The organism is Bacteroides sp. 3_2_5, assembly GCF_000159855.2.
GTDB classification, from domain to species: Bacteria; Bacteroidota; Bacteroidia; order Bacteroidales; family Bacteroidaceae; genus Bacteroides; species Bacteroides fragilis.
Window position 1 is genome coordinate 3,087,704 of record NZ_JH636044.1, and the last position, 20,192, is coordinate 3,107,895.

Here is a 20,192-nt window from a genome sequence, read left to right on the forward strand (position 1 = left end):
TTGTCAGAGTTTAAATATACGTTCCATCATTTTCCACTTCTCATGTGACGCTTGTCCGGGCAATGAACGCTGAAAGCGAGACATATAAGCCTCCCATTCTGCCTGCCGGGGAAGTTTAGCCAAGCGCTCGTTATCTTTTATCCAATCGAATTCATCTACCGTATCGACAATCATAAAGAGTGTATGTTCGTGGATATAAATCTGCATATCGAGTATCCCGACTTCACGGATACCGGCTTTAATTTCTGGCCACACATGCTGATGTTCTGCGACATAAGCACGAATCAATTCCGAATCATTATATAATTCGAGTGTTTGGCAATATCTTTTCATGGTATTATAAAATTAAATAAATATCTCTTTTAAAAAGGCAGAGGTCCGTCATTTCCACCTCCGAACGGATTACTATTCTGAGGGGCAAATTCAGCAGGAGGCGGAGGTACTGTTCCGGTATTATTCATTCGTGATCCAAGCATGGCCCCGGCATCAGGCAACGGAATTACCATATCGTCATCCGGATTCTGGAAACGGGTATACTCACCTTTAAATCGTAGCAGAACATCGCCAACCGCACCATTACGATGCTTAGCGATAATAATTTCGGCCATTCCACGGAGATCGTTTCCTTTATCATCCTGAAATATCTTGTAATATTCGGGGCGGTGAATGAAACACACCATATCGGCATCCTGCTCGATTGCACCGGATTCACGAAGGTCACTCAACTGAGGACGTTTTCCTTCAAGCCCTTCACGACTCTCGACACCACGATTCAACTGAGACAGAGCTATAATCGGAATATTCAACTCTTTGGCAAGCCCCTTCAGCGAACGTGAAATGGTACTAACCTCTTCCTGACGGCTGCCAAATGCCATACCGCTGGCGTTCATCAACTGCAAGTAGTCAATGATGATAATTCTTACTCCATGCTCACGAACCAATCGACGTGCCTTGGTTCGAAGCTCAAATACGGACAGAGAGGGAGTATCATCAACATAAAGCGGTGCATCCAGCAAATCCTTCAATTTATAATCGAGCTGTTGCCATTCATAAGCTGCCAATTGTCCGCTCTTGATTTTTTCACTCGGAATTTCACAAACGTTCGAGATCAGACGATTGACCAACTGAACGTTACTCATTTCAAGAGAAAACAAGGCTACCGGATTCCTGAAATTCACGGCAATATTCTTAGCCATTGAAAGTACAAAAGCCGTTTTACCCATGGCCGGACGGGCAGCAATAATTATCAAGTCGGATTTCTGCCATCCGGAAGTCATCTTATCCAGTTTGGTATATCCACTCTCCAATCCGCTCAGACCATCGGTACGTGCGGCGGCTTTCTGAATCTGTTCATAAGCCTCGGCAATAATCGGATTGATCTGCGTATAGTCCTTCTTCATGTTCCGCTGTGAAATCTCAAAGAGTTTCCCTTCGGCCTCTTGCATAAGATCGTCCACATCGAGAGTTTCGTCAAAAGCCTTACTCTGTATGTTACTTGTAAAAGTAATGAGCTCTCTTGCCAAATATTTTTGTGCAATAATACGGGCATGATATTCAATATGGGCGGAAGATGCCACTTTACTGCTCAATTGAGTAATATAAAACGGTCCTCCGACTTCTTCCAGCTCACCACGCTTACTGAGCTGCTCTTTCACAGTAAGAATATCTACCGGTTTTTGATTAACGGCAAGATCGGTAATAGCTGCATAAATCAATTGATGCCTATGTTCGTAAAACGATTCCGGACGGAGAATCTCACTCACCAGCGAATAGGCATCTTTTTCAATCATCAAGGCCCCGAGCACGGCTTCTTCCAGTTCCGGCGCTTGCGGTTGGATACGCCCGTAATCATTTACGGGTTGCACCTTAGACTTAGCAGTACTGCGGGTATTTCTTCTTTGTTCGGCCATCTGTATTTTATTGAAATATAGAAAATGAATAGTGGATGGCTGCGCACATCCACAAAATGTAGGCAAAGATAATTCTCTATTATCAATTTTCCATTATCAAATCTGAATTATTTATTTAACTTTGCGTCCATTAGACAGCATTAATCATTAATCACGAATCACTAATAGCCCAAAGACATGATTACATTTCCGAATGCCAAAATAAATCTGGGACTGAACATTACCGAGAAACGTCCGGACGGATACCACAATCTGGAAACTGTATTTTATCCCATACCTCTGGAGGATGCCCTTGAAATCACAATATTAAATGACTCGAAACAAAAATTTGTCCTGCACCAATCCGGCCTGGAAATCAGCGGGGAGCCGGAAACCAACCTGGTAGTAAAGGCATACCTGCTGCTGGAACAGGAATTTCAATTACCTCCGGTAGACATTTATCTATATAAACATATTCCTTCGGGTGCCGGTTTGGGAGGTGGCTCGGCAGATGCTGCTTTCATGCTAAAATTGTTGAACGAAAAATTCAATTTACATCTGGCAGATGAAAAATTGGAAGAGTATGCTGCCATATTAGGAGCTGACTGCGCTTTTTTTATTAAAAACAAACCAACCTTTGCAGAGGGTATCGGCAACATTTTTTCCCCAGTCGATTTATCATTGAAAGGATATCAGTTGGTACTTGTAAAACCGGATGTCTTTGTCTCGACCCGAGACGCCTTTTCACAAATACAACCTCACTACCCGGATCATTCATTGAAAGAAATTATAAGACATCCGGTAAGCGAATGGAAAAACTGCATGTTCAATGACTTTGAGAAAAGCGTCTTTCCACAATACCCTGTCATTGAAGAAATAAAAAAAGAATTGTACAGCAAAGGAGCCATATATGCCGCCATGTCGGGTTCCGGTTCATCTGTTTTCGGATTATTCTCTCCCGAAGAAAAAATAACGAAAATGGATTTTGAAGCAGCATTCTGTTTCCAAACCGAATTGAAATAATCTGATCATAAAATATAATACCATGAAAAACTACTTAATAACGTATAGTTGTGCCATGTTTCTATTAGCCTCTTGCGGATCTCCATCCCAACAGCCCAAAGCACCGGGACAGATCGATATTGCCGGAAAAATAGAGAGCCTGACGGAACTTAAAGCATCTGATTTTATCAAAGAGATCAACTATGTGGCATTGGAGACTACAGACAGTTGTTTAGTAAACGAGAATCCTAATATACAGGTTTTCAAAAATAACATTATTGTAAATACAAACAAACAATGTTTGGTTTTCGATAAAGACAGTGGTAAATTTCTGCGTTCTATCGGTCATATAGGTAATGACCCGGGAGGATACAGCGAAGCAACCTTCTGGATTGACGATATAACAGGAGAACTGTATTTCATAGGATGGAACGGTACTCTTATGCGATACGACCTGCAAGGCAACTACTTGGGTGACGTCAAGGTTGCCTCAAACCTGGGAGTAAGAAATCCCGCTTGTTTTGTTTTCACAGATTCATTAATTGTCAGTCATCAATTGAGTCTCCTGCCAATACAAGGAAATGAAAAGAAATCTCCTTTCCTACTTCTTGACAAACAAGGAAATGTGATAGATAGTATCCCTTCTTTACTCCCGGTTATACCTGTCACCACTAATGTAGTACGATTAAACATATTAAAAAGTGAAAAAGCACGGGAGCTTTACGGTAATATAGGAGTTCATGGTATGATGACAGCATACTTTAATAATGATGACGCAATTGAATCACCACGAGTGCTTTCAACACTATGGAAACATAACGGAAAAGTACGATTTAAAGAGGCATATCTGGATACAATCTATACTTTATCCGAAAATAAATTATCTCCTTATCTGATTTTCAATACAGGCAAGTATCATTATCCGGCAGAAGAAAGATATCAGCAAAAAGAAAATGACGAAAGAGTCAAGATCGACTATGTGATGGAAAGTACCACTCTGATCATCTTCCAGTTCAGACAACGAGGAGAAGTGTATACCGGTATATATAATAAAGATACTCAAATAACTCAAATAGCCAAAGGACAGAATTTTGTAAACGATATCGATCATTTTATGCCATTAAATCCCCGGAATTGTAATACTGACAATGAATATGTAGATCTCGTTCAGGCAAACACTATACTGGAATGGATGGAAGAACATCCGGAAGTAAATCCAGATGGCAAGTTCTCTTTCATCAAAGGAATAAATGAAGAATCCAATCCGGTCGTTATCTTAATGAAATAGATCATAAAACAATAACAAACTAAATATTTTGGTTATTTAACTACATATAATAGTTTAATCACTAAAATATTTAGTTTATTTGTCCTTCATAACAAACAACAGGTATTTTACGACCTGATTAAATGATAAAAACATGAAGAGACAAATTGTATCATGCGGCATTTTTGCTATGCTATTGTTAGCCTCCTGCAATGGAGCGCAGCAAACCTCTGAAGTCGATCTGATAGATATTGCCGGAGGAATGGAGAAATTGACAGAACTAAAAGTATCTGATCTCGGGAAAACAATCCGATACATTCCTTTAGAAACAACGGACTCCTGCCTGATCGGAGATTTTCCTAATATCAAACTTCTGGATGATAAAATTATGGTCTATAACGGCAAACAGTGTTTGCTGTTTGACAAAGAAACCGGAAAGTTTATTTGTTCTGTAGGGCACAGAGGAGACGATCCTGAAGCTTATAGCAGTACTTGCGGATATCTGAATCCCCAAAACCAATTATTGTATTTTAATCGCGATCCCAACCAATTGGTAAAATATAACCAAAAAGGAAATTTCGCAGGAGTCATCACCATCCCTTCGCCGGAAACTTCAACGGGCAATATACAAATAAACCGTCCCGGAATGAATGGGTTTGTATTCTCTGATTCCATTATTATAGGGCATTATGTAGGAGGATTAGGACAAAGATGTCCCAGTTCGGTATTATATTTCTCTGATAAAGGTAATTACATAGATACGATCCCGAATATCATTCCCGAATTAGGAACAGGACAGGTTGGAGACATCAATAACATTTCGGTACGCAAGGGATTCGGACTGTTAGAAGGCATTATTCAAATACAGTATAACAACGGAAAACAAAGTATCTGTGTACCCGGATATACGGCACTGTGGAAGTGTAATGACGAAATCCGATTCAAAGAATTATTTACCGACACCATCTACACATTGAAACACAATCAGCTGGAAAAGTACATAATATTCAATACCGGTAAATATTACTGGCCGGCTTCCGAACGTACGCTTACAGACAATAACAGTGACCGAATTATGATCAGCTATGCAATCGAGAATGACAAGTTACTCTATTTCCAGTTCATCAGAGGGCTTTACACAGACAAACACATCTTGTACAATGGAATTTATGACAAAAATACAAAAGTGACTAATATAGCTTTAGCTGAAAATAATTTCGTTGATGACTTGACCCATTTTATGCCTTTTACTCCCAGCTTTCTTAATGAAAAAGGTGAATGTGCCTCTTTGGTTCAAGCTGCTGACATTCTTACTTGGCTAGAGGAACATCCGGAAGTCAAAATAGAAAAAGAACTAGGCGTCCTGAAGAATTTGAATGAAGAATCCAACCCGGTAGTAGTATTGGTAAAATAATAACGACTCTCCTCTTTGAACTCCTTCAAAGAGGAGAGTTTTTTCTATCCAATAGTCAGACAAAATAAAATCTCATAGATAAAATAAAGTTTATAATAAAAAAAACAGTACCACGACTCACGTCGTAGTACTGTCACAACACAAACACAAAATAAAACACGACAAAACTACTATGCAATCTTACCTGTCTATGCCGGGGAGGCATAAGTACTAATTATGGATATTCACATACACATAAACAGCTTCAGGCCGATTTGCATCCTATAAACAAATGTATAAAAACATTTGTTCATGTCTTATATGTTAATTAAAACAATATTCTTATTTATTGGATACCTCTTTCACGAAGTTTCAACTGCCATGCCCAAGCAGAACGCAGTGTATCTTCCAGAGTTTCCTGAGCTTTCCAACCCAATTCATTGTTCGCATAATCAGGGTTAGCCCATACCTTTTCAATATCACCGGCACGACGTCCAACAATCTGATAGTTTAGTTTTACGCCGGTAGCTTTCTCAAATCCGTTGATCAGTTCAAGAACTGAAACTCCACGTCCTGTACCGATATTGAAAGTTTCAACTTTATCTTTTTGTTTCTTTTCAAGAATACGTGCAATAGCAATTACGTGTGCTTTAGCAAGGTCGACTACATTGATAAAGTCACGGATACATGAACCGTCAGGTGTATCATAATCATCACCGAAGACACTCAATTTTTCGCGAATCCCGATAGCAGTCTGAGTTAAATACGGAATAAGATTTTGAGGTACGCCATTAGGAAGTTCTCCTAACAATGCTGTCGGATGAGCACCAATCGGATTAAAATAACGCAGTAAAATTGCATTAATCGGAGCACCGGAAGCTACTGTATCTCTAACAATCTCTTCATTAATCTGTTTGGTATTTCCATAAGGAGAAGTAGCTTTCTTTATCGGAGCATTCTCTGTTACAGGCAATTCATCCGGTTCACCATATACAGTACATGAAGAAGAGAACACAATGCCCTCAATACCATGTTTAGGCATTAATTCAAGCAAGTTAATTAAAGAAACGAGGTTGTTGCGATAATAAAGCAATGGTTTTTCTACAGACTCACCTACTGCCTTGCTGGCCGCAAAGTGGATAATCGCTTTAATACCTTTATATTTATTGAACACGGCATCTAAACCGTCAAAATCCAAGCAATCCAGTTTCTCGAAAACAGGACGAATACCTGATACCTTTTCGATATTATCTACGACATCAGCATTTGAATTAGATAAATTATCAATGATAATTACTTCGTATCCACTGTTTTGCAGCTCTACCACAGTATGAGAGCCGATATATCCGGTTCCGCCTGTTACTAAAATTCTTTCTTTCATAACGTGTATAATGGTTAGTTTTTTCGGTTTACTTGTAAAGTGTTTGCAAATGTAACAAAATTAATTTAGATAAATGCACAAAAAACGAATATTATTTCATAACGCAAACAGGGATTAAGACAAAATAACAGAAAAAGCGGCGGAAGAACTACCCCATCGGTAGCCTATCCGCCGCTCCATCCTTCAGTTGTTTGTCGTCAGGATTTATACAACTCCGGAGAATCCCATAAATGCCATAGCCAGCAATCCGGCTGTAATTAAAGCAATCGGAGTACCTTTCATTCCTTCGGGAATTTTCACAAGACTCATCTGCTCACGGAGTCCGGCGAAAAGTACCAGGGCCAGACCGAAACCAATAGCAGTAGAGAATGCATATACAACACCCGTCAGTAGGTCATAATCTTTTTGGATAACAAGAATTGCCACACCCAAGATACAACAATTCGTTGTAATCAAGGGAAGGAATACGCCCAATGCCTGATAAAGTGCGGGAGAAACTTTCTTCAGAATAATTTCTACCATCTGCACCAATGCAGCGATAACCAAGATAAACGTGATAGTCTGCAAATACTGCAACCCGAAGGCATCGAGTACAAACTTCTGGATCAGGAACGTTACGATCGTAGCAATGGTAAGCACGAAAGCTACCGCTGCACTCATACCCAATGCAGTATCCACCTTCTTGGAAACACCCAAGAAAGGACAGATTCCCAGAAATTGCGACAACACAATGTTATTAACAAAGATTGCCGAGATAAATATCAATATATATTCCATAATCGTTTATATTTTAATTCGCTTTCTTAAGGCTGTTAATCAACGCAATCAGATATCCCAATGCGATAAACGCACCCGGAGCAAGCACAAAGACAAGCATACCGTATTCTTCCGGAATGATTGACAAGTTGAATACCTTGCCTGTACCCAGGAACTCACGAACAGCTCCCAGCAATGTAAGGGCAATTGTAAAGCCCAATCCCATACCGATTCCGTCGAACATAGAAGAAAGTGCATTATTCTTGGCTGCAAATGCTTCTGCACGTCCCAACACAATGCAGTTCACAACAATCAATGGAATAAAAAGTCCCAATGTAGCGTACAGTCCGGGTACATATGCTTGCATTACCATCTGAAGCAAAGTCACAAAAGATGCAATGACTACAATGAATGACGGAATACGCACCATGTCCGGAATCAGGTTCTTTATCAATGAAATCACTACATTGGAACAGATCAATACAAACATAGTGGCAAGCCCCATGCCCATACCATTAATGGCCGAGGAAGTCGTACCGAGTGTAGGACACATACCAAGCAGGAGCACAAATGTCGGATTCTCTTTAACAATCCCATTCATTAATACTTTAAAGTTATTCATATCTTTATACTCCTTTCTTATTTAATGACTACTGAATCGACAATCGCAGTTTCGGACTTCTGCACAGCTTTCTGCGAAGCACCGGTCGTACCATTAGCACCGCCATCGCCTTTATAAGCACCATAGGCAGCATTCACAGCATTCAAAAATGCACGTGAAGTGATAGTAGAAGCAGTAATGGCATCTACCTGTCCGCCGTCTTTACTTACAGTCAGCGGTTGCTCACCCGGATTCATTCCCTTAATGCTGCCTTTGTTTCCTTCTTTGAACCAGTCGGCCGCCTTGGAACCAAGTCCCGGAGTTTCGGCATGTGACAACAAAGAATAGTTGTAAATTTTACCTTCAGCATCAAAACCAACAAGTACTTTCAATTCTCCGCCAAATCCCATCGACTTGGCTTCTACTGCTGTTCCTACCCATTGATCTCCGTTTTTAGCCGGATAAATGATAAAGTCAACAATCTTCTTGCCATCTTTCTCACTAAACACGGTATCACACTCTGCGACCGGATTATTTGTAAATTCGGGCAAAACTTCTTTTAAAGCTTCATTCAATGTCTTCGCATTCGCATCTGCAATGGGACCTTTAGTCAACTCATTCACATAAGCCAGCAAAGCTACCGAGATAGCTGTTACTCCGGTGAGTACCAGCAACATATTTTTCAATGATGATTCTAACTTTTTCATTTCTTCTTCGCTACCTCCCCAAAGCGTTTTGGTTTGCAATACGTATTGATTAGCGGAGTGAATGCATTCATAATCAGAATAGCAAACGACATACCTTCCGGATATGCACCAAACAGACGGATAACAACCGTCAGCAAACCGATGCAGACACCATAAATCAACATACCTTTTTTACTCATCGGAGAGGTGACATAGTCTGTTGCCATAAAGATAGCACCCAGCATCAGACCTCCCGAAAGCAACTGGATCACCGGAGAAACATAAGCTTCGGGATTTGCCAGATGCATGATACCGGAAAATACAAATACAGTAACCAGAATGGATACAGGGATATGCCATGTAATGATTCTCTTCCATAACATATAAAGAAGACCCAAAATCAGGGCAGCAGCACTCACTTCACCCAGACATCCACCATTGTTACCAATAAACAGACTCCAAGCATCGGGCAGTTGACCAAAAGCCGAGACATCCCCATGAATAGCCTGTTTCATCAATGCCAAAGGAGTGGCGGCAGTAGTAGCATCGGTATAAGCAGTTAACTGACCGACCACCGGCCAGGAAGTCATCTGTACCGGGAATGACAATAACAGAAACACACGCCCTGCCAGTGCCGGGTTAAACGGATTGTTCCCCAAGCCGCCAAATGACATCTTACCGACACCAATAGCAAACAAAGCACCTAAAATAATAATCCATACAGGTAAGTTAGACGGTAGATTGAACGCCAGCAACACTCCCGTGATGACAGCAGAACCGTCACAAATAGTAGTGGTTTCTTTCTTCAGCAAGAACTTACCGATTGCCCATTCAAAAAACAAACAGGCTATCACAGAAGTAGCTGTGACAATCAGTGCACCCAGTCCGAAATATACGAGCGAAACGATAAAGGCAGGAATCAGCGCAATCAGCACACCGTACATATTCTTTTGTACGCTGTCTCCACCATGAACGTGAGGCGATAATGATACAATTAATTTATTTTCCATACTTATTATTTTTTAGCTTGACGTGCACGAATCATAGCTCCTACTTTCCCCTTACCCAGACGACAGTAGTCGAGTAACGGACGATTGGCAGGACAAGTGAACTGGCAAGAGCCACACTCGATACAATCCATGATTCTTTCTGATTCCATTCTTTCAAATTCTGTGTTCTCAGCCAAAGCGGAAAGCAGATACGGCTCCAGTCCCATCGGGCAGGCACTCACACACTTTGCACAACGAATGCAGTTCTGTACTTCTCCGCGTTTTGCCTCTTTCCGGTTCATAATCAAAATACCAGAACTTCCTTTAGCAGTGGGCACATCAGTATTAACCAATGCTTTACCCATCATCGGACCACCGCCAATTATTTTTCCGGTATCCTCCGGCAAACCGCCACAGGCATCGATCAACTGCTGCATCGGAGTACCAATACGCGCCAAAAAGTTAGAAGGCTGGGCAACAGACTTACCGGTCACCGTAATGACACGCTCAAACAAAGGCTTATTTTTCTGTACAGCTTGATATACGGCAAATGCAGTACCTACATTCTGCACAACTGCTCCTGTAGAGATAGGTAATGCGCCGCTTGCAACCTGGCGCTTCGTAATAGCATCGATTAACTGCTTCTCACCCCCTTGAGGATATTTCACTTTCAAAGGAACAACTTCAATACCGGCATAACTGGATGCGACTTTCGTCATCAGTTGGATAGCATCGGGTTTATTGTTTTCGATACCTATAAAAGCCTTATTGACTTTCACCGCCTTCATCAGAATAGCCACCCCTACCATTACCTCCTCGGCATGTTCCAACATCAGTTGATGGTCGGCTGTCAAGTAAGGTTCACACTCTACAGCGTTGATAATCACGCATTCTGCTTTAAATGAAGGAGGCGGACAAAGTTTGACTTGAGTTGGGAAACAAGCTCCTCCCAAACCAACAATGCCTGCATCTGCTATCTTCTTCACAATCTCTTCCGAAGTCAATTCACACTCTTTTACCAATTCAGGACTACGATCGATAGACTCTTCCCATTCATCCCCGTCTACATCAATAAAAATAGCAGGTTTAGCATAACCGCTCGCATCGACAATAGAGTCAATCTTAGCGACTTTACCACTGACAGAAGAGTGAATGGCTGCCGAAACAAAGCCATTAGCTTCGGCTATTTTAGTGCCCACCTTCACCACATCACCTTTTGCCACAATAGGCTTAGCAGGCGCACCGATATGCTGCCCCAGCAGTATCACAGCTTTTGCCGGAACCTCTGCCGTAACAATAGGTTGATGTGCTGAGAGTTTATTTTCGTGTGGATGAACACCACCAATTGAAAATGTCTTCAACATACAATTCTGTATTTTATCTGTTTATTACTCGTTTTTTTAAGCTTCGGCAGTTTTGGCAGCTTCGGCAACAGGCGTTTCCTCTTTAGGTTTACGAGGAGGGAAATTCAACTCGATGATAGTGTGCTGCGGACAAACTTCAACGCACTTGCGACAAGACTTACATTTATTGTAATCGATGTAAGCGAGATTGTTTTCAAGTGTAATTGCCTCGAACGGACAAGTTTTGACACACTTACCACAACCGATGCAACTTACCGTACAGGCTTTGCGTGCAACAGCCCCTTTGTCTTTGTTGACACAAGATACATATACACGACGCGATTTCTTACCTTTGGCACGAAGCTCGATTATCGCTTTCGGACAGGCTTTTACACAAGCTCCGCAAGCCGTACACTTTTCTTCATCCACCTCAGGAAGTCCTGTTTCCGGATTCATGTGAATAGCATCGAACTGGCAGGCAGCCACACAGTCGCCACATCCCAAACATCCATAGCTACAGCCGGTCTCTCCGCCATAAAGCGAAGCAGCAATAGCACAGCTCTTTGCACCGTCATACATATTTGTACGCGGACGGTTCGTGCAGGTTCCGTTACATCTAACCACTGCAACCATCGGTTCTGCAGTTCCGGCGTCCAATCCGAGAATAGAGGCAACCTGAGACATCACAGGCTGTCCACCCACCGGACAAAACTTACCTTCCAGCGAACCGGCTTTGACGCAAGCATCGGCAAATCCGCTGCAACCCGGATAACCACATCCACCGCAGTTAGCCTGAGGCAACACTTCGGATACCTGGGCAATTCGTGGGTCTTCGTACACGGCAAATTTCTTAGAAGCAACATACAATACTGCAGCCAATACAAGCGCAATAGCTCCCAAAGAAATCACTGCAATCAGAATCAAATTCATAATTTTTAGTTATTTATTGGTTTTATAGTAAAAGAAAATTTTTGTTTCAACCGAGTTCTGTTCAACCATATTATATAATAATAAGAAATAAGCACCGCCAAAGCAGCAAATGCTCCATATAGTTCACTATGAAGAACTGTCTTGAAAATGAAAAGGCCAAAGATTAAAAGAAAGAGAGGAATGAGAAAAGCCAGAAGAACCGCTTGCATGCCCATGGAGGTGGCACCAATAATCGTCACCTCGTCCCCTATCTTCCATGCAGACGAAGTATCGGTAACTTCAATTACCTTCTCCTTGCTATCTGCCGAAGAGCAATGTCCCTTGACACTGCAAGTCGAGCAAGCCGATGTCTGGATGATCCTCACAAAAACCTGAGAACCACTTATGTTTTCCACAATACCTTGATGAGTTATTATATTAGTCATTTTGCAAACTGCACATTACAAATTGCGGCAAATTTAAGCATAAGTTTGAAAATTACGAAGTATTTGAATGTTTTTTATAGTGCAATATGAAGTCTTTTTAAAGTAATTTTTGCTCTATCAATCGGGTATGGATACAGAAAAAGCAGGCTTTTCACCTGCTTTACTAAGAAAATGTTATCATCTTCTGATATTTTTAAAGAAATTAGAAACAAAAACCAATTCTTTTATCACTTTCTGTTTATTTCCCCTTCTACATTTTAAGAGATTCATTAATCTCAATCATCCGAATCAAATTCGTCCGCTGAATTGAAAAGGTACTGCTTTCTTTCTGAACATATTTTAGCAAGGAAAGCCCATCCTGACGTAATTTGGACTTTTGCAAAATATCAGATTCCACCTCGTCCGAAACTTTCAATAAAGTCACGGCCGCCAATTCTATCTTCCCCATTCTATTAGGATCTCCTTCATAACAGTCAATCATTTCATCTAGGCTCATACTTAACAATTCCTCTTGAGAAACTCCTAAAATCTGTCTCGTCAGGCAATCATATTCAGTCCATTCATCCTTACGGAACTTCTTTTTATTCAATATCGCATTTACAATTAACGAAATGATTTCCTGAATCATCCGTATCAGATAGTCTTGTTTAATCATAATATCCTCTTTTTGAATTAGAACTTACTTACCACGGGGAGAATTAACCTCACCGGAAAGAAGAGAGCCGACTGAAGATTCCAGTCGGCCCCTATTTCATATATTTACATTATGTCAATTATTCCCGATTACCATTTATAATTCAGACCAAAACTTAGCAACTCCTTCAGCTGGAAATAACTGCTGCCAGTAGTCGGCTTCGCACTGTCGTCAAAGCGTGCATGTACAAATAGTTTGGTAGAAAGATAACGGTTCAATACGAAGTTGAAAGTATTCTCCCACTCTACACGCACCCATTTATAGTTCGTCAGATAGTTCAAACGGGAATCGACTACAATAGACGGAATAATAGTCCATGAAATAGTAGGTTGAACCTGTGCACCGAAGTCATTCTTCGAGCATTTGCCTTTATCCAATCCAAACTTGGTTTCGTCCACGTTTTTGTTACCTATATAACGAAGGTTATAAGTCAACGGAGACATGAATACAGAAAGATTGAATTTTTTCTTTTTCAACTTATAGTCCATACCGACACTGACTATCACATCTGCAGGAGCAAGGAAAGCAGCTACCAACTCTTCACTGTTAGCCTTATATCCCTTTACGAACTGGGTTTTAAACTCTCCTGTAATAGTATAGTACCAATTATTGGCAGCCTGAATACCTAATTTAGAATACAAACGCAACTGGTCGGTATTAACCAGGTATTTATGATATTCGTCTGACGGAGAAGAATTGAATCCTAATTTAGCTTCGAACAGATTTTCAAACTGTACTTTTTCACGGTCATTGTAGTTAGCGAACAACTGCAGATTGGCCATTACGGCATTATTGCTCTCACCTCCCTTGTACCAGTTGTCCGAAATATAGTTCTGGGTAATCTGAAGCGAACCGTTACCTCCTGTCACCCACCAATTGGGCTTGGAGATCACCATTTCCGCTTCACCCACATTATCTTCCACCTTATCCGCACGGAACAGGCTTTTCACTTCTGTTTTCGGGACTTCAATCTTCTTATCGCCATGATACAACTTACGGCTCATGATATGATCTTCGGTATTAACGACTAAATTAGGATGATTCAGATATAGATCCATCAAAGCAACATTCACCAGCCGGGAAGCTCTCTCAGCTTTAGAAAACTGCAATGTGTCATACGGCGGCAATAATTGCGAAGAAAGAGAGGGAGTAACAAAAGGTTCCTTAAACTTCCAGTGCATGGTAGAATATTCCGCGATGGGAGAGTTATAATAAGTCAGCGGTACAAACAGTCGGTAGTAATCCGGATCCGTCTTAATATAACGCATGGGTACAGAAGGATCATTAAGATATTCCAACTCTCCTATATACTTATTATATAAGATGGACACCGTATCTATCTTAGGCTTCGGACCATCCAGATTCAGTTTCAGGACAAGGTACTGTTGAAGCGTCTCGGAAAGTGTATCTGCTTTCACTTCACTCTGCACTGTTTCAGAAACCGGTTTGTTCGTCTTCTGCGCCATCACTGACGAAGAAAACAGGATCGCAAATGCTAATGTTGAGATGTGACTAGTCTTCATTTTTATAACAAATTTGGGGCAAATTTACATTAAATAGTTTAGATTACATAAAATTTGCTCGATTTTAATAGGAATAACCTATCAAATGAATCTATACAACAATTCAGCTGTTTTATTGGAACGTGCATTATCTCTCAGAACAATACAGATCGAACTGAGAACCGCCTTCCCCCGGCTCGATAGTGCAAGTTGAATAAAGGCGTGCTTATATGCCGGCAAACATGTGACTGTTTGTCGTTCAAACATTTCGGTACCCGGAATTGCATTTTTTAATAAATTTGTTTTGTAGAAAGCATCCGTTCTTCCCCATTTTTTTGTAATTTTGCGGTTTTTAAGATTCAAATCAAAGGATTTAGAAACAAATTATTAAAACAGTTATAGCTGTGGGAGAAACAAAGTATATTTTCGTCACCGGTGGTGTTGCCTCTTCTTTAGGAAAAGGTATCATTTCATCTTCCATCGGTAAATTGCTGCAAGCAAGAGGTTATAAAGTAACTATCCAGAAGTTTGACCCGTACATCAACATTGACCCGGGAACATTGAACCCTTATGAACACGGAGAATGCTACGTGACTGTAGACGGCCATGAAGCCGATCTTGACTTAGGACACTACGAACGTTTCCTGGGCATCCAGACAACGAAGGCCAACAACATCACGACAGGCCGTATCTATAAGAGCGTCATCGATAAAGAACGCCGTGGAGATTATTTGGGGAAAACCATTCAGGTGATTCCTCATATCACCGATGAAATCAAACGTAACGTCAAGTTACTGGGTAACAAGTATAAGTTCGACTTTGTAATCACAGAAATTGGCGGAACAGTAGGTGATATCGAATCTTTGCCTTATCTGGAAAGTATTCGTCAGTTGAAATGGGAACTGGGTCAGAATGCCTTGTGTGTACACCTGACTTATGTACCTTTCCTGTCCGCCGCCCAAGAGTTAAAAACCAAACCGACTCAACATTCCGTAAAAGAGTTGCAATCACTCGGTGTACAGCCGGATATCCTGGTGCTACGTACCGAACATGACCTGAATACCAACTTGCGCAAGAAGGTCGCTCTGTTCTGTAATGTAGCCGAAAACGCAGTTGTTCAGTCAATCGACGCTTCAACTATTTATGAAGTACCTCTGTTGATGCAAGAGCAAGGCCTGGACGAAACCATACTCCAAAAGATGGGTCTGCCTGTAGGCGAACGTCCGCCGTTGGGTCCTTGGAAAGACTTCCTGAACCGTCGTGCCAATGCAACTGAAACAGTAACCATTGCAATGGTAGGTAAATATGTTGAATTGCAGGATGCCTACAAATCTATTCTGGAATCCTTGTCACAAGCTGCTACCTACAATGACCGTAAAGTAAAAATAGAATATGTATCATCCGAACATCTGACTCCGGACAATGTAGACGAACAATTGGGACATGTAAACGGAGTAGTTATCTGTCCGGGATTCGGTTCACGCGGTATCGAAGGTAAGTTCGTAGCTGCCAAATACACCCGCGAACACAACATTCCGACATTCGGTATCTGTCTGGGTATGCAATGTATGGCTATCGAGTTTGCCCGTAATGTGTTGGGTTATGCCGATGCCAACTCCATTGAAATGGATGAAAAGACCAAGCACAACGTGATCGACATCATGGAAGAGCAGAAAGCCATCACCAATATGGGAGGTACCATGCGTCTGGGAGCTTACGAATGTGTATTGAAGAAAGACTCTAAGGTATACGAAGCCTACAAAGAAGAACACATTCAGGAGCGTCATCGCCACCGCTACGAATTCAACAACGACTATCGCAAACAATTCGAAGAGGCCGGCATGAAGTGTGTAGGTATCAACCCCGAGTCCGACTTGGTAGAAATTGTAGAGATTCCTACATTGAAATGGTACATCGGAACACAGTTCCATCCGGAATACAGCAGTACCGTACTACACCCGCATCCGTTGTTCGTGTCGTTCATCAAGGCTGCAATCGATAAGTAAAGATCGTTATCGTATAGATTATTAATCATTAATCACTTAAAAAAGAGAATGGATAAAAACACCATCACAGGCCTCGTTTTAATAGGTATATTACTGGTAGGATTCAGTTTTCTGAGCCGTCCCAGCGAGGAGCAAATAGCCGCTCAAAAGCGGTATTATGACTCTATAGCCGTGGTACAGCAGCAAGAAGAAGCACTGAGAGCCAAAACCGAAGCTGCGCTGGCTAACGAAAAAGAAGAAACAGCAGCCGACTCAGCATCGCTCTTCTTCAGTGCCACCAAAGGTAAAGAGGCGTTTACTACTATCCAGAATAATTTGGTAGAAATCACTCTGGATAACAAAGGCGGCCGTGTTTACTCTGCCCTGTTGAAAAACTACATGGGACAGGATAAGAAACCGGTTGTGTTGTTCAACGGCAGCGATGCTTCCATGAACTTCAACTTCTATAACAAGAAGGGGGCCCTCCAGACAAAAGACTTCTATTTTGAAGCAGTCAATAAAACAGATAGCAGTGTAACGATGCGTCTAGCTGCCGACAGTGCCAGCTATATCGATTTCATTTATACACTGAAACCTGATAACTACCTGATGAGCTTTGTGATCAAAGCTACGGGAATGGACGGAAAATTGGCTGCCAGCACAAACTATGTGGACATCTCATGGTCACAACGTGCCCGCCAGATCGAAAAGGGATATACTTACGAAAACCGTTTGGCAGACCTCACCTACAAATACACCGGTGATGATGTGGATAACCTTTCGGCAAGTAAAGACGACGAAAAGTCCGTTTCGGAACGTCTGGACTGGATCGCTTTCAAGAATCAGTTCTTCTCTTCCGTATTCATCGCAGAACAGGATTTCGAAAAGACTACGGTTAAATCGAAAATGGAGAAACAGGGAAGCGGTTACATAAAAGACTATTCCGCCGAGATGAGTACGTTCTTTGATCCGACCGGCAAACAACCTACCGATATGTATTTCTACTTCGGCCCGAACCACTACAAAACGCTGACTGCGTTGGATAAGGGACGTGAAGAGAAATGGGAACTTAACAACTTGGTATATCTGGGCTGGCCGTTGATTCGTTGGATTAACAAATGGATCACCATCAACGTGTTCGACTGGTTGTCCGGCTGGGGATTAAGTATGGGTATCGTTCTGTTGTTACTCACCATCATGGTGAAAATAGTCGTTTTCCCGGCAACATGGAAGACCTATATGTCATCAGCCAAAATGCGGGTGCTGAAACCGAAAATCGATGAGATCAACAAGAAATACCCCAAACAGGAAGATGCGATGAAGAAACAGCAGGAGGTGATGGGATTGTACAGCCAGTACGGTGTAAGCCCGATGGGTGGCTGTCTGCCGATGTTGTTGCAATTCCCTATCCTGATGGCATTGTTCATGTTCGTACCGAGTGCTATCGAACTTCGTCAGCAGAGTTTCCTTTGGGCGGATGACTTGTCGACTTATGACGCATTCATCACTTTCCCGTTCCATATTCCATTCTTGGGTAATCACCTCAGTTTGTTCTGCTTGCTGATGACTGTTACCAACATCCTGAATACGAAGTACACAATGCAACAGCAGGATACGGGTGCCCAGCCGCAAATGGCTGCGATGAAGTGGATGATGTACCTGATGCCGATCATGTTCCTCTTCGTCTTGAACGACTATCCTTCGGGATTGAACTATTACTACTTCATTTCGACTCTGATCAGTGTAGTAACCATGATCATATTACGCCGGACAACTGACGAAAACAAATTGCTTACCGAACTGGAAGCTAAGAAGAAAGATCCGAAACAGATGAAGAAGACCGGATTTGCCGCACGCCTGGAAGCTATGCAAAAACAACAGGAACAATTGGCAAAAGAACGGGCTAATAAGCAGAATAAGAAATAAGAGATAGAAATCAGCTTAAATACCGAAGAGCCGGACAAGCAGTGTATGTTTGTCCGGCTTTCTTTTCCTTTATTGAACAGATTACAACATGACTACTAAATACACATACAAAGAAATATGGATTATCGCCTACCCCATCCTGATCAGCCTAATCATGGAACAGCTGATAGGCATGACCGACACTGCTTTTCTGGGACGTGTGGGCGAAGTCGAACTGGGAGCCTCGGCCATTGCCGGTGTATACTATCTGGCTATTTTTATGATGGCATTCGGATTCAGTATAGGTGCACAAATCCTGATTGCCCGTCGTAACGGTGAACAGCAATACCAGGCTATCGGGCCCATCTTTTATCAGGGTGTCTACTTTCTGCTTTCACTCGCAGTGGTAGCATTCACTCTTTCGCTGTGCTTCTCACCGCACATACTGAAAAAGGTCATTAGCTCGGAGCATATATACGATGCGTCCATCAGCTACATCAACTGGAGGGTCTTCGGCTTTTTCTTCTCCTTTGTCGGAGTAATGTTTCGTGCATTCTTCGTGGGTACAACTCAGACCAAAACCCTGACACTGAACTCTGTGGTCATGGTATTATCCAATGTGGTGTTCAACTACATACTGATTTTCGGTAAGTTCGGTGCTCCACAGTTAGGTATCGCCGGAGCCGCCATCGGTTCGTCACTGGCCGAAATGGTTTCGGTCATCTTCTTCGTCATCTACACCTGGAAACGGATAAACTGTAAAAAGTATGCCTTGAATCATCTGCCCGGATTCCGGCCGGAGATGCTGAAACGGATCCTGAACGTATCCTTTTGGACAATGATTCAGAACTTTTTCTCACTGTCCACTTGGTTCATGTTCTTCCTATTTGTCGAACACTTAGGCGAACGTGCACTGGCCATAACCAATATCATCCGTAACGTATCGGGCATCCCGTTTATGGTCACCATGGCATTTGCAGCTACTTGCGGCTCCCTGGTGAGTAACCTGATCGGTGCGGGCGAAATCAAGTGTGTTCCCGGAACGATCCGCCAGCACATCCGTATCGGTTATATTTTCGTGCTGCCGCTGGTTATACTCTTCGCACTGTTTCCTAACCTGATATTGAGTATCTATACGGATATTCCCGATTTGCGGGAGGCCTCCATCCCTTCTTTATGGGTACTATGCTCCGCTTATCTGATACTCGTACCTGCCAACGTCTATTTTCAGGCACTATCCGGAACGGGCAACACACGTACGGCGTTGGGATTGGAACTCTGTGTACTGGCCATTTATCTGATCTATATCACCTATATGATTCTTTATCTGAGAGTGGATGTAGCCGTCTGCTGGACTACGGAACATCTGTACGGAATCTGTATCCTGTTCCTTTCATACCTTTATATAAAGAAAGGAAACTGGCAGAAAAAGCAGATTTGACCT

General features: G+C 42.0%; 18 protein-coding genes. 6 read left to right on the forward strand and 12 right to left on the reverse strand.

Annotated elements, in window-relative coordinates; translation table 11 throughout:
* Positions 1 to 3 precede the first annotated feature (3 nt).
* The gene (locus tag BSHG_RS05530) at positions 4 to 333 is read right to left on the reverse strand and encodes an L-rhamnose mutarotase (protein WP_005788139.1); all 330 of its coding nucleotides are present in this window, start codon (positions 331 to 333) and stop codon (positions 4 to 6) included.
* A gap of 29 nt (positions 334 to 362) precedes the next feature.
* Positions 363 to 1,910 (reverse strand): replicative DNA helicase, encoded by a 1,548-nt coding sequence (gene dnaB / locus BSHG_RS05525; RefSeq protein WP_005788141.1) that lies wholly within the window; start codon positions 1,908 to 1,910, stop codon positions 363 to 365.
* A 177-nt stretch (positions 1,911 to 2,087) separates the two neighbouring features.
* Here dnaB and ispE point away from each other — a divergent pair, with 177 nt between their 5' ends.
* From ispE to BSHG_RS05510, 3 genes are all read left to right on the forward strand, one after another.
* Positions 2,088 to 2,912, forward strand: a complete 825-nt coding sequence (gene ispE, locus BSHG_RS05520) for a 4-(cytidine 5'-diphospho)-2-C-methyl-D-erythritol kinase (RefSeq protein WP_005788143.1) — start codon at positions 2,088 to 2,090, stop codon at positions 2,910 to 2,912.
* Positions 2,913 to 2,934: 22 nt separating this feature from the next.
* Positions 2,935 to 4,179, forward strand: coding sequence for a DUF4934 domain-containing protein (locus tag BSHG_RS05515; RefSeq protein ID WP_005788145.1), 1,245 nt, complete (start codon positions 2,935 to 2,937; stop codon positions 4,177 to 4,179).
* Between the two features lie 133 nt (positions 4,180 to 4,312).
* Positions 4,313 to 5,572: a DUF4934 domain-containing protein gene (locus tag BSHG_RS05510; RefSeq protein WP_005793427.1), complete on the forward strand. Its 1,260-nt coding sequence runs from the start codon at positions 4,313 to 4,315 to the stop codon at positions 5,570 to 5,572.
* Positions 5,573 to 5,897: 325 nt separating this feature from the next.
* On the opposite strand, the gene galE is transcribed toward BSHG_RS05510, so the two are convergent.
* The 10 genes from galE to BSHG_RS05460 form a co-directional block, all read right to left on the reverse strand.
* The gene (gene galE / locus BSHG_RS05505; RefSeq protein ID WP_005788150.1) at positions 5,898 to 6,932 is read right to left on the reverse strand and encodes a UDP-glucose 4-epimerase GalE; all 1,035 of its coding nucleotides are present in this window, start codon (positions 6,930 to 6,932) and stop codon (positions 5,898 to 5,900) included.
* Positions 6,933 to 7,136: 204 nt separating this feature from the next.
* Positions 7,137 to 7,709: an electron transport complex subunit RsxA gene (gene rsxA, locus BSHG_RS05500; RefSeq protein WP_005778198.1), complete on the reverse strand. Its 573-nt coding sequence runs from the start codon at positions 7,707 to 7,709 to the stop codon at positions 7,137 to 7,139.
* 13 nt (positions 7,710 to 7,722) lie between these two features.
* Positions 7,723 to 8,310, reverse strand: coding sequence for an electron transport complex subunit RsxE (gene rsxE / locus BSHG_RS05495; RefSeq protein ID WP_005788152.1), 588 nt, complete (start codon positions 8,308 to 8,310; stop codon positions 7,723 to 7,725).
* 17 nt (positions 8,311 to 8,327) lie between these two features.
* Complete coding sequence (locus tag BSHG_RS05490) at positions 8,328 to 8,996, reverse strand: RnfABCDGE type electron transport complex subunit G (RefSeq protein ID WP_005788154.1); 669 nt, start codon at positions 8,994 to 8,996, stop codon at positions 8,328 to 8,330.
* Positions 8,993 to 9,985, reverse strand: a complete 993-nt coding sequence (locus tag BSHG_RS05485; RefSeq protein WP_005788156.1) for an RnfABCDGE type electron transport complex subunit D — start codon at positions 9,983 to 9,985, stop codon at positions 8,993 to 8,995. Before BSHG_RS05485 ends, BSHG_RS05490 begins: the two co-directional genes overlap by 4 nt.
* A 5-nt stretch (positions 9,986 to 9,990) precedes the next feature.
* On the reverse strand, positions 9,991 to 11,328 hold the full coding sequence (gene rsxC / locus BSHG_RS05480) for an electron transport complex subunit RsxC (RefSeq protein ID WP_005788158.1): 1,338 nt from the start codon (positions 11,326 to 11,328) through the stop codon (positions 9,991 to 9,993).
* 36 nt (positions 11,329 to 11,364) lie between these two features.
* A complete protein-coding gene (locus BSHG_RS05475; RefSeq protein ID WP_005788160.1) occupies positions 11,365 to 12,237 on the reverse strand; it encodes a Fe-S cluster domain-containing protein in 873 nt (290 codons plus the stop codon).
* A 5-nt stretch (positions 12,238 to 12,242) separates the two neighbouring features.
* A complete protein-coding gene (locus BSHG_RS05470) occupies positions 12,243 to 12,662 on the reverse strand; it encodes a SoxR reducing system RseC family protein (protein WP_008660517.1) in 420 nt (139 codons plus the stop codon).
* Between the two features lie 250 nt (positions 12,663 to 12,912).
* On the reverse strand, positions 12,913 to 13,317 hold the full coding sequence (locus BSHG_RS05465; protein WP_005788164.1) for a hypothetical protein: 405 nt from the start codon (positions 13,315 to 13,317) through the stop codon (positions 12,913 to 12,915).
* A 128-nt stretch (positions 13,318 to 13,445) separates the two neighbouring features.
* Positions 13,446 to 14,879, reverse strand: coding sequence for a DUF3078 domain-containing protein (locus BSHG_RS05460; protein WP_005788166.1), 1,434 nt, complete (start codon positions 14,877 to 14,879; stop codon positions 13,446 to 13,448).
* Positions 14,880 to 15,262: 383 nt separating this feature from the next.
* Here BSHG_RS05460 and BSHG_RS05455 point away from each other — a divergent pair, with 383 nt between their 5' ends.
* The 3 genes from BSHG_RS05455 (at position 15,263) to BSHG_RS05445 (ending at position 20,189) form a co-directional block, all read left to right on the forward strand.
* On the forward strand, positions 15,263 to 16,864 hold the full coding sequence (locus BSHG_RS05455) for a CTP synthase (RefSeq protein ID WP_005788170.1): 1,602 nt from the start codon (positions 15,263 to 15,265) through the stop codon (positions 16,862 to 16,864).
* Positions 16,865 to 16,912: 48 nt separating this feature from the next.
* On the forward strand, positions 16,913 to 18,769 hold the full coding sequence (gene yidC, locus BSHG_RS05450; protein ID WP_005788172.1) for a membrane protein insertase YidC: 1,857 nt from the start codon (positions 16,913 to 16,915) through the stop codon (positions 18,767 to 18,769).
* An 88-nt stretch (positions 18,770 to 18,857) separates the two neighbouring features.
* Positions 18,858 to 20,189, forward strand: a complete 1,332-nt coding sequence (locus tag BSHG_RS05445) for an MATE family efflux transporter (protein WP_008660525.1) — start codon at positions 18,858 to 18,860, stop codon at positions 20,187 to 20,189.
* Positions 20,190 to 20,192 lie beyond the last annotated feature (3 nt).

What these genes read in the sequence shown, in the direction of transcription:
- BSHG_RS05530 (WP_005788139.1), bottom strand. Translation starts at nt 333, where the DNA reads ATGAAAAGATATTGCCAAACACTCGAATTATATAATGATTCGGAATTG.
- dnaB (WP_005788141.1), bottom strand. Translation starts at nt 1,910, where the DNA reads ATGGCCGAACAAAGAAGAAATACCCGCAGTACTGCTAAGTCTAAGGTG.
- ispE (WP_005788143.1), top strand. Translation starts at nt 2,088, where the DNA reads ATGATTACATTTCCGAATGCCAAAATAAATCTGGGACTGAACATTACC.
- BSHG_RS05515 (WP_005788145.1), top strand. Translation starts at nt 2,935, where the DNA reads ATGAAAAACTACTTAATAACGTATAGTTGTGCCATGTTTCTATTAGCC.
- BSHG_RS05510 (WP_005793427.1), top strand. Translation starts at nt 4,313, where the DNA reads ATGAAGAGACAAATTGTATCATGCGGCATTTTTGCTATGCTATTGTTA.
- galE (WP_005788150.1), bottom strand. Translation starts at nt 6,932, where the DNA reads ATGAAAGAAAGAATTTTAGTAACAGGCGGAACCGGATATATCGGCTCT.
- rsxA (WP_005778198.1), bottom strand. Translation starts at nt 7,709, where the DNA reads ATGGAATATATATTGATATTTATCTCGGCAATCTTTGTTAATAACATT.
- rsxE (WP_005788152.1), bottom strand. Translation starts at nt 8,310, where the DNA reads ATGAATAACTTTAAAGTATTAATGAATGGGATTGTTAAAGAGAATCCG.
- BSHG_RS05490 (WP_005788154.1), bottom strand. Translation starts at nt 8,996, where the DNA reads ATGAAAAAGTTAGAATCATCATTGAAAAATATGTTGCTGGTACTCACC.
- BSHG_RS05485 (WP_005788156.1), bottom strand. Translation starts at nt 9,985, where the DNA reads ATGGAAAATAAATTAATTGTATCATTATCGCCTCACGTTCATGGTGGA.
- rsxC (WP_005788158.1), bottom strand. Translation starts at nt 11,328, where the DNA reads ATGTTGAAGACATTTTCAATTGGTGGTGTTCATCCACACGAAAATAAA.
- BSHG_RS05475 (WP_005788160.1), bottom strand. Translation starts at nt 12,237, where the DNA reads ATGAATTTGATTCTGATTGCAGTGATTTCTTTGGGAGCTATTGCGCTT.
- BSHG_RS05470 (WP_008660517.1), bottom strand. Translation starts at nt 12,662, where the DNA reads ATGACTAATATAATAACTCATCAAGGTATTGTGGAAAACATAAGTGGT.
- BSHG_RS05465 (WP_005788164.1), bottom strand. Translation starts at nt 13,317, where the DNA reads ATGATTAAACAAGACTATCTGATACGGATGATTCAGGAAATCATTTCG.
- BSHG_RS05460 (WP_005788166.1), bottom strand. Translation starts at nt 14,879, where the DNA reads ATGAAGACTAGTCACATCTCAACATTAGCATTTGCGATCCTGTTTTCT.
- yidC (WP_005788172.1), top strand. Translation starts at nt 16,913, where the DNA reads ATGGATAAAAACACCATCACAGGCCTCGTTTTAATAGGTATATTACTG.
- BSHG_RS05445 (WP_008660525.1), top strand. Translation starts at nt 18,858, where the DNA reads ATGACTACTAAATACACATACAAAGAAATATGGATTATCGCCTACCCC.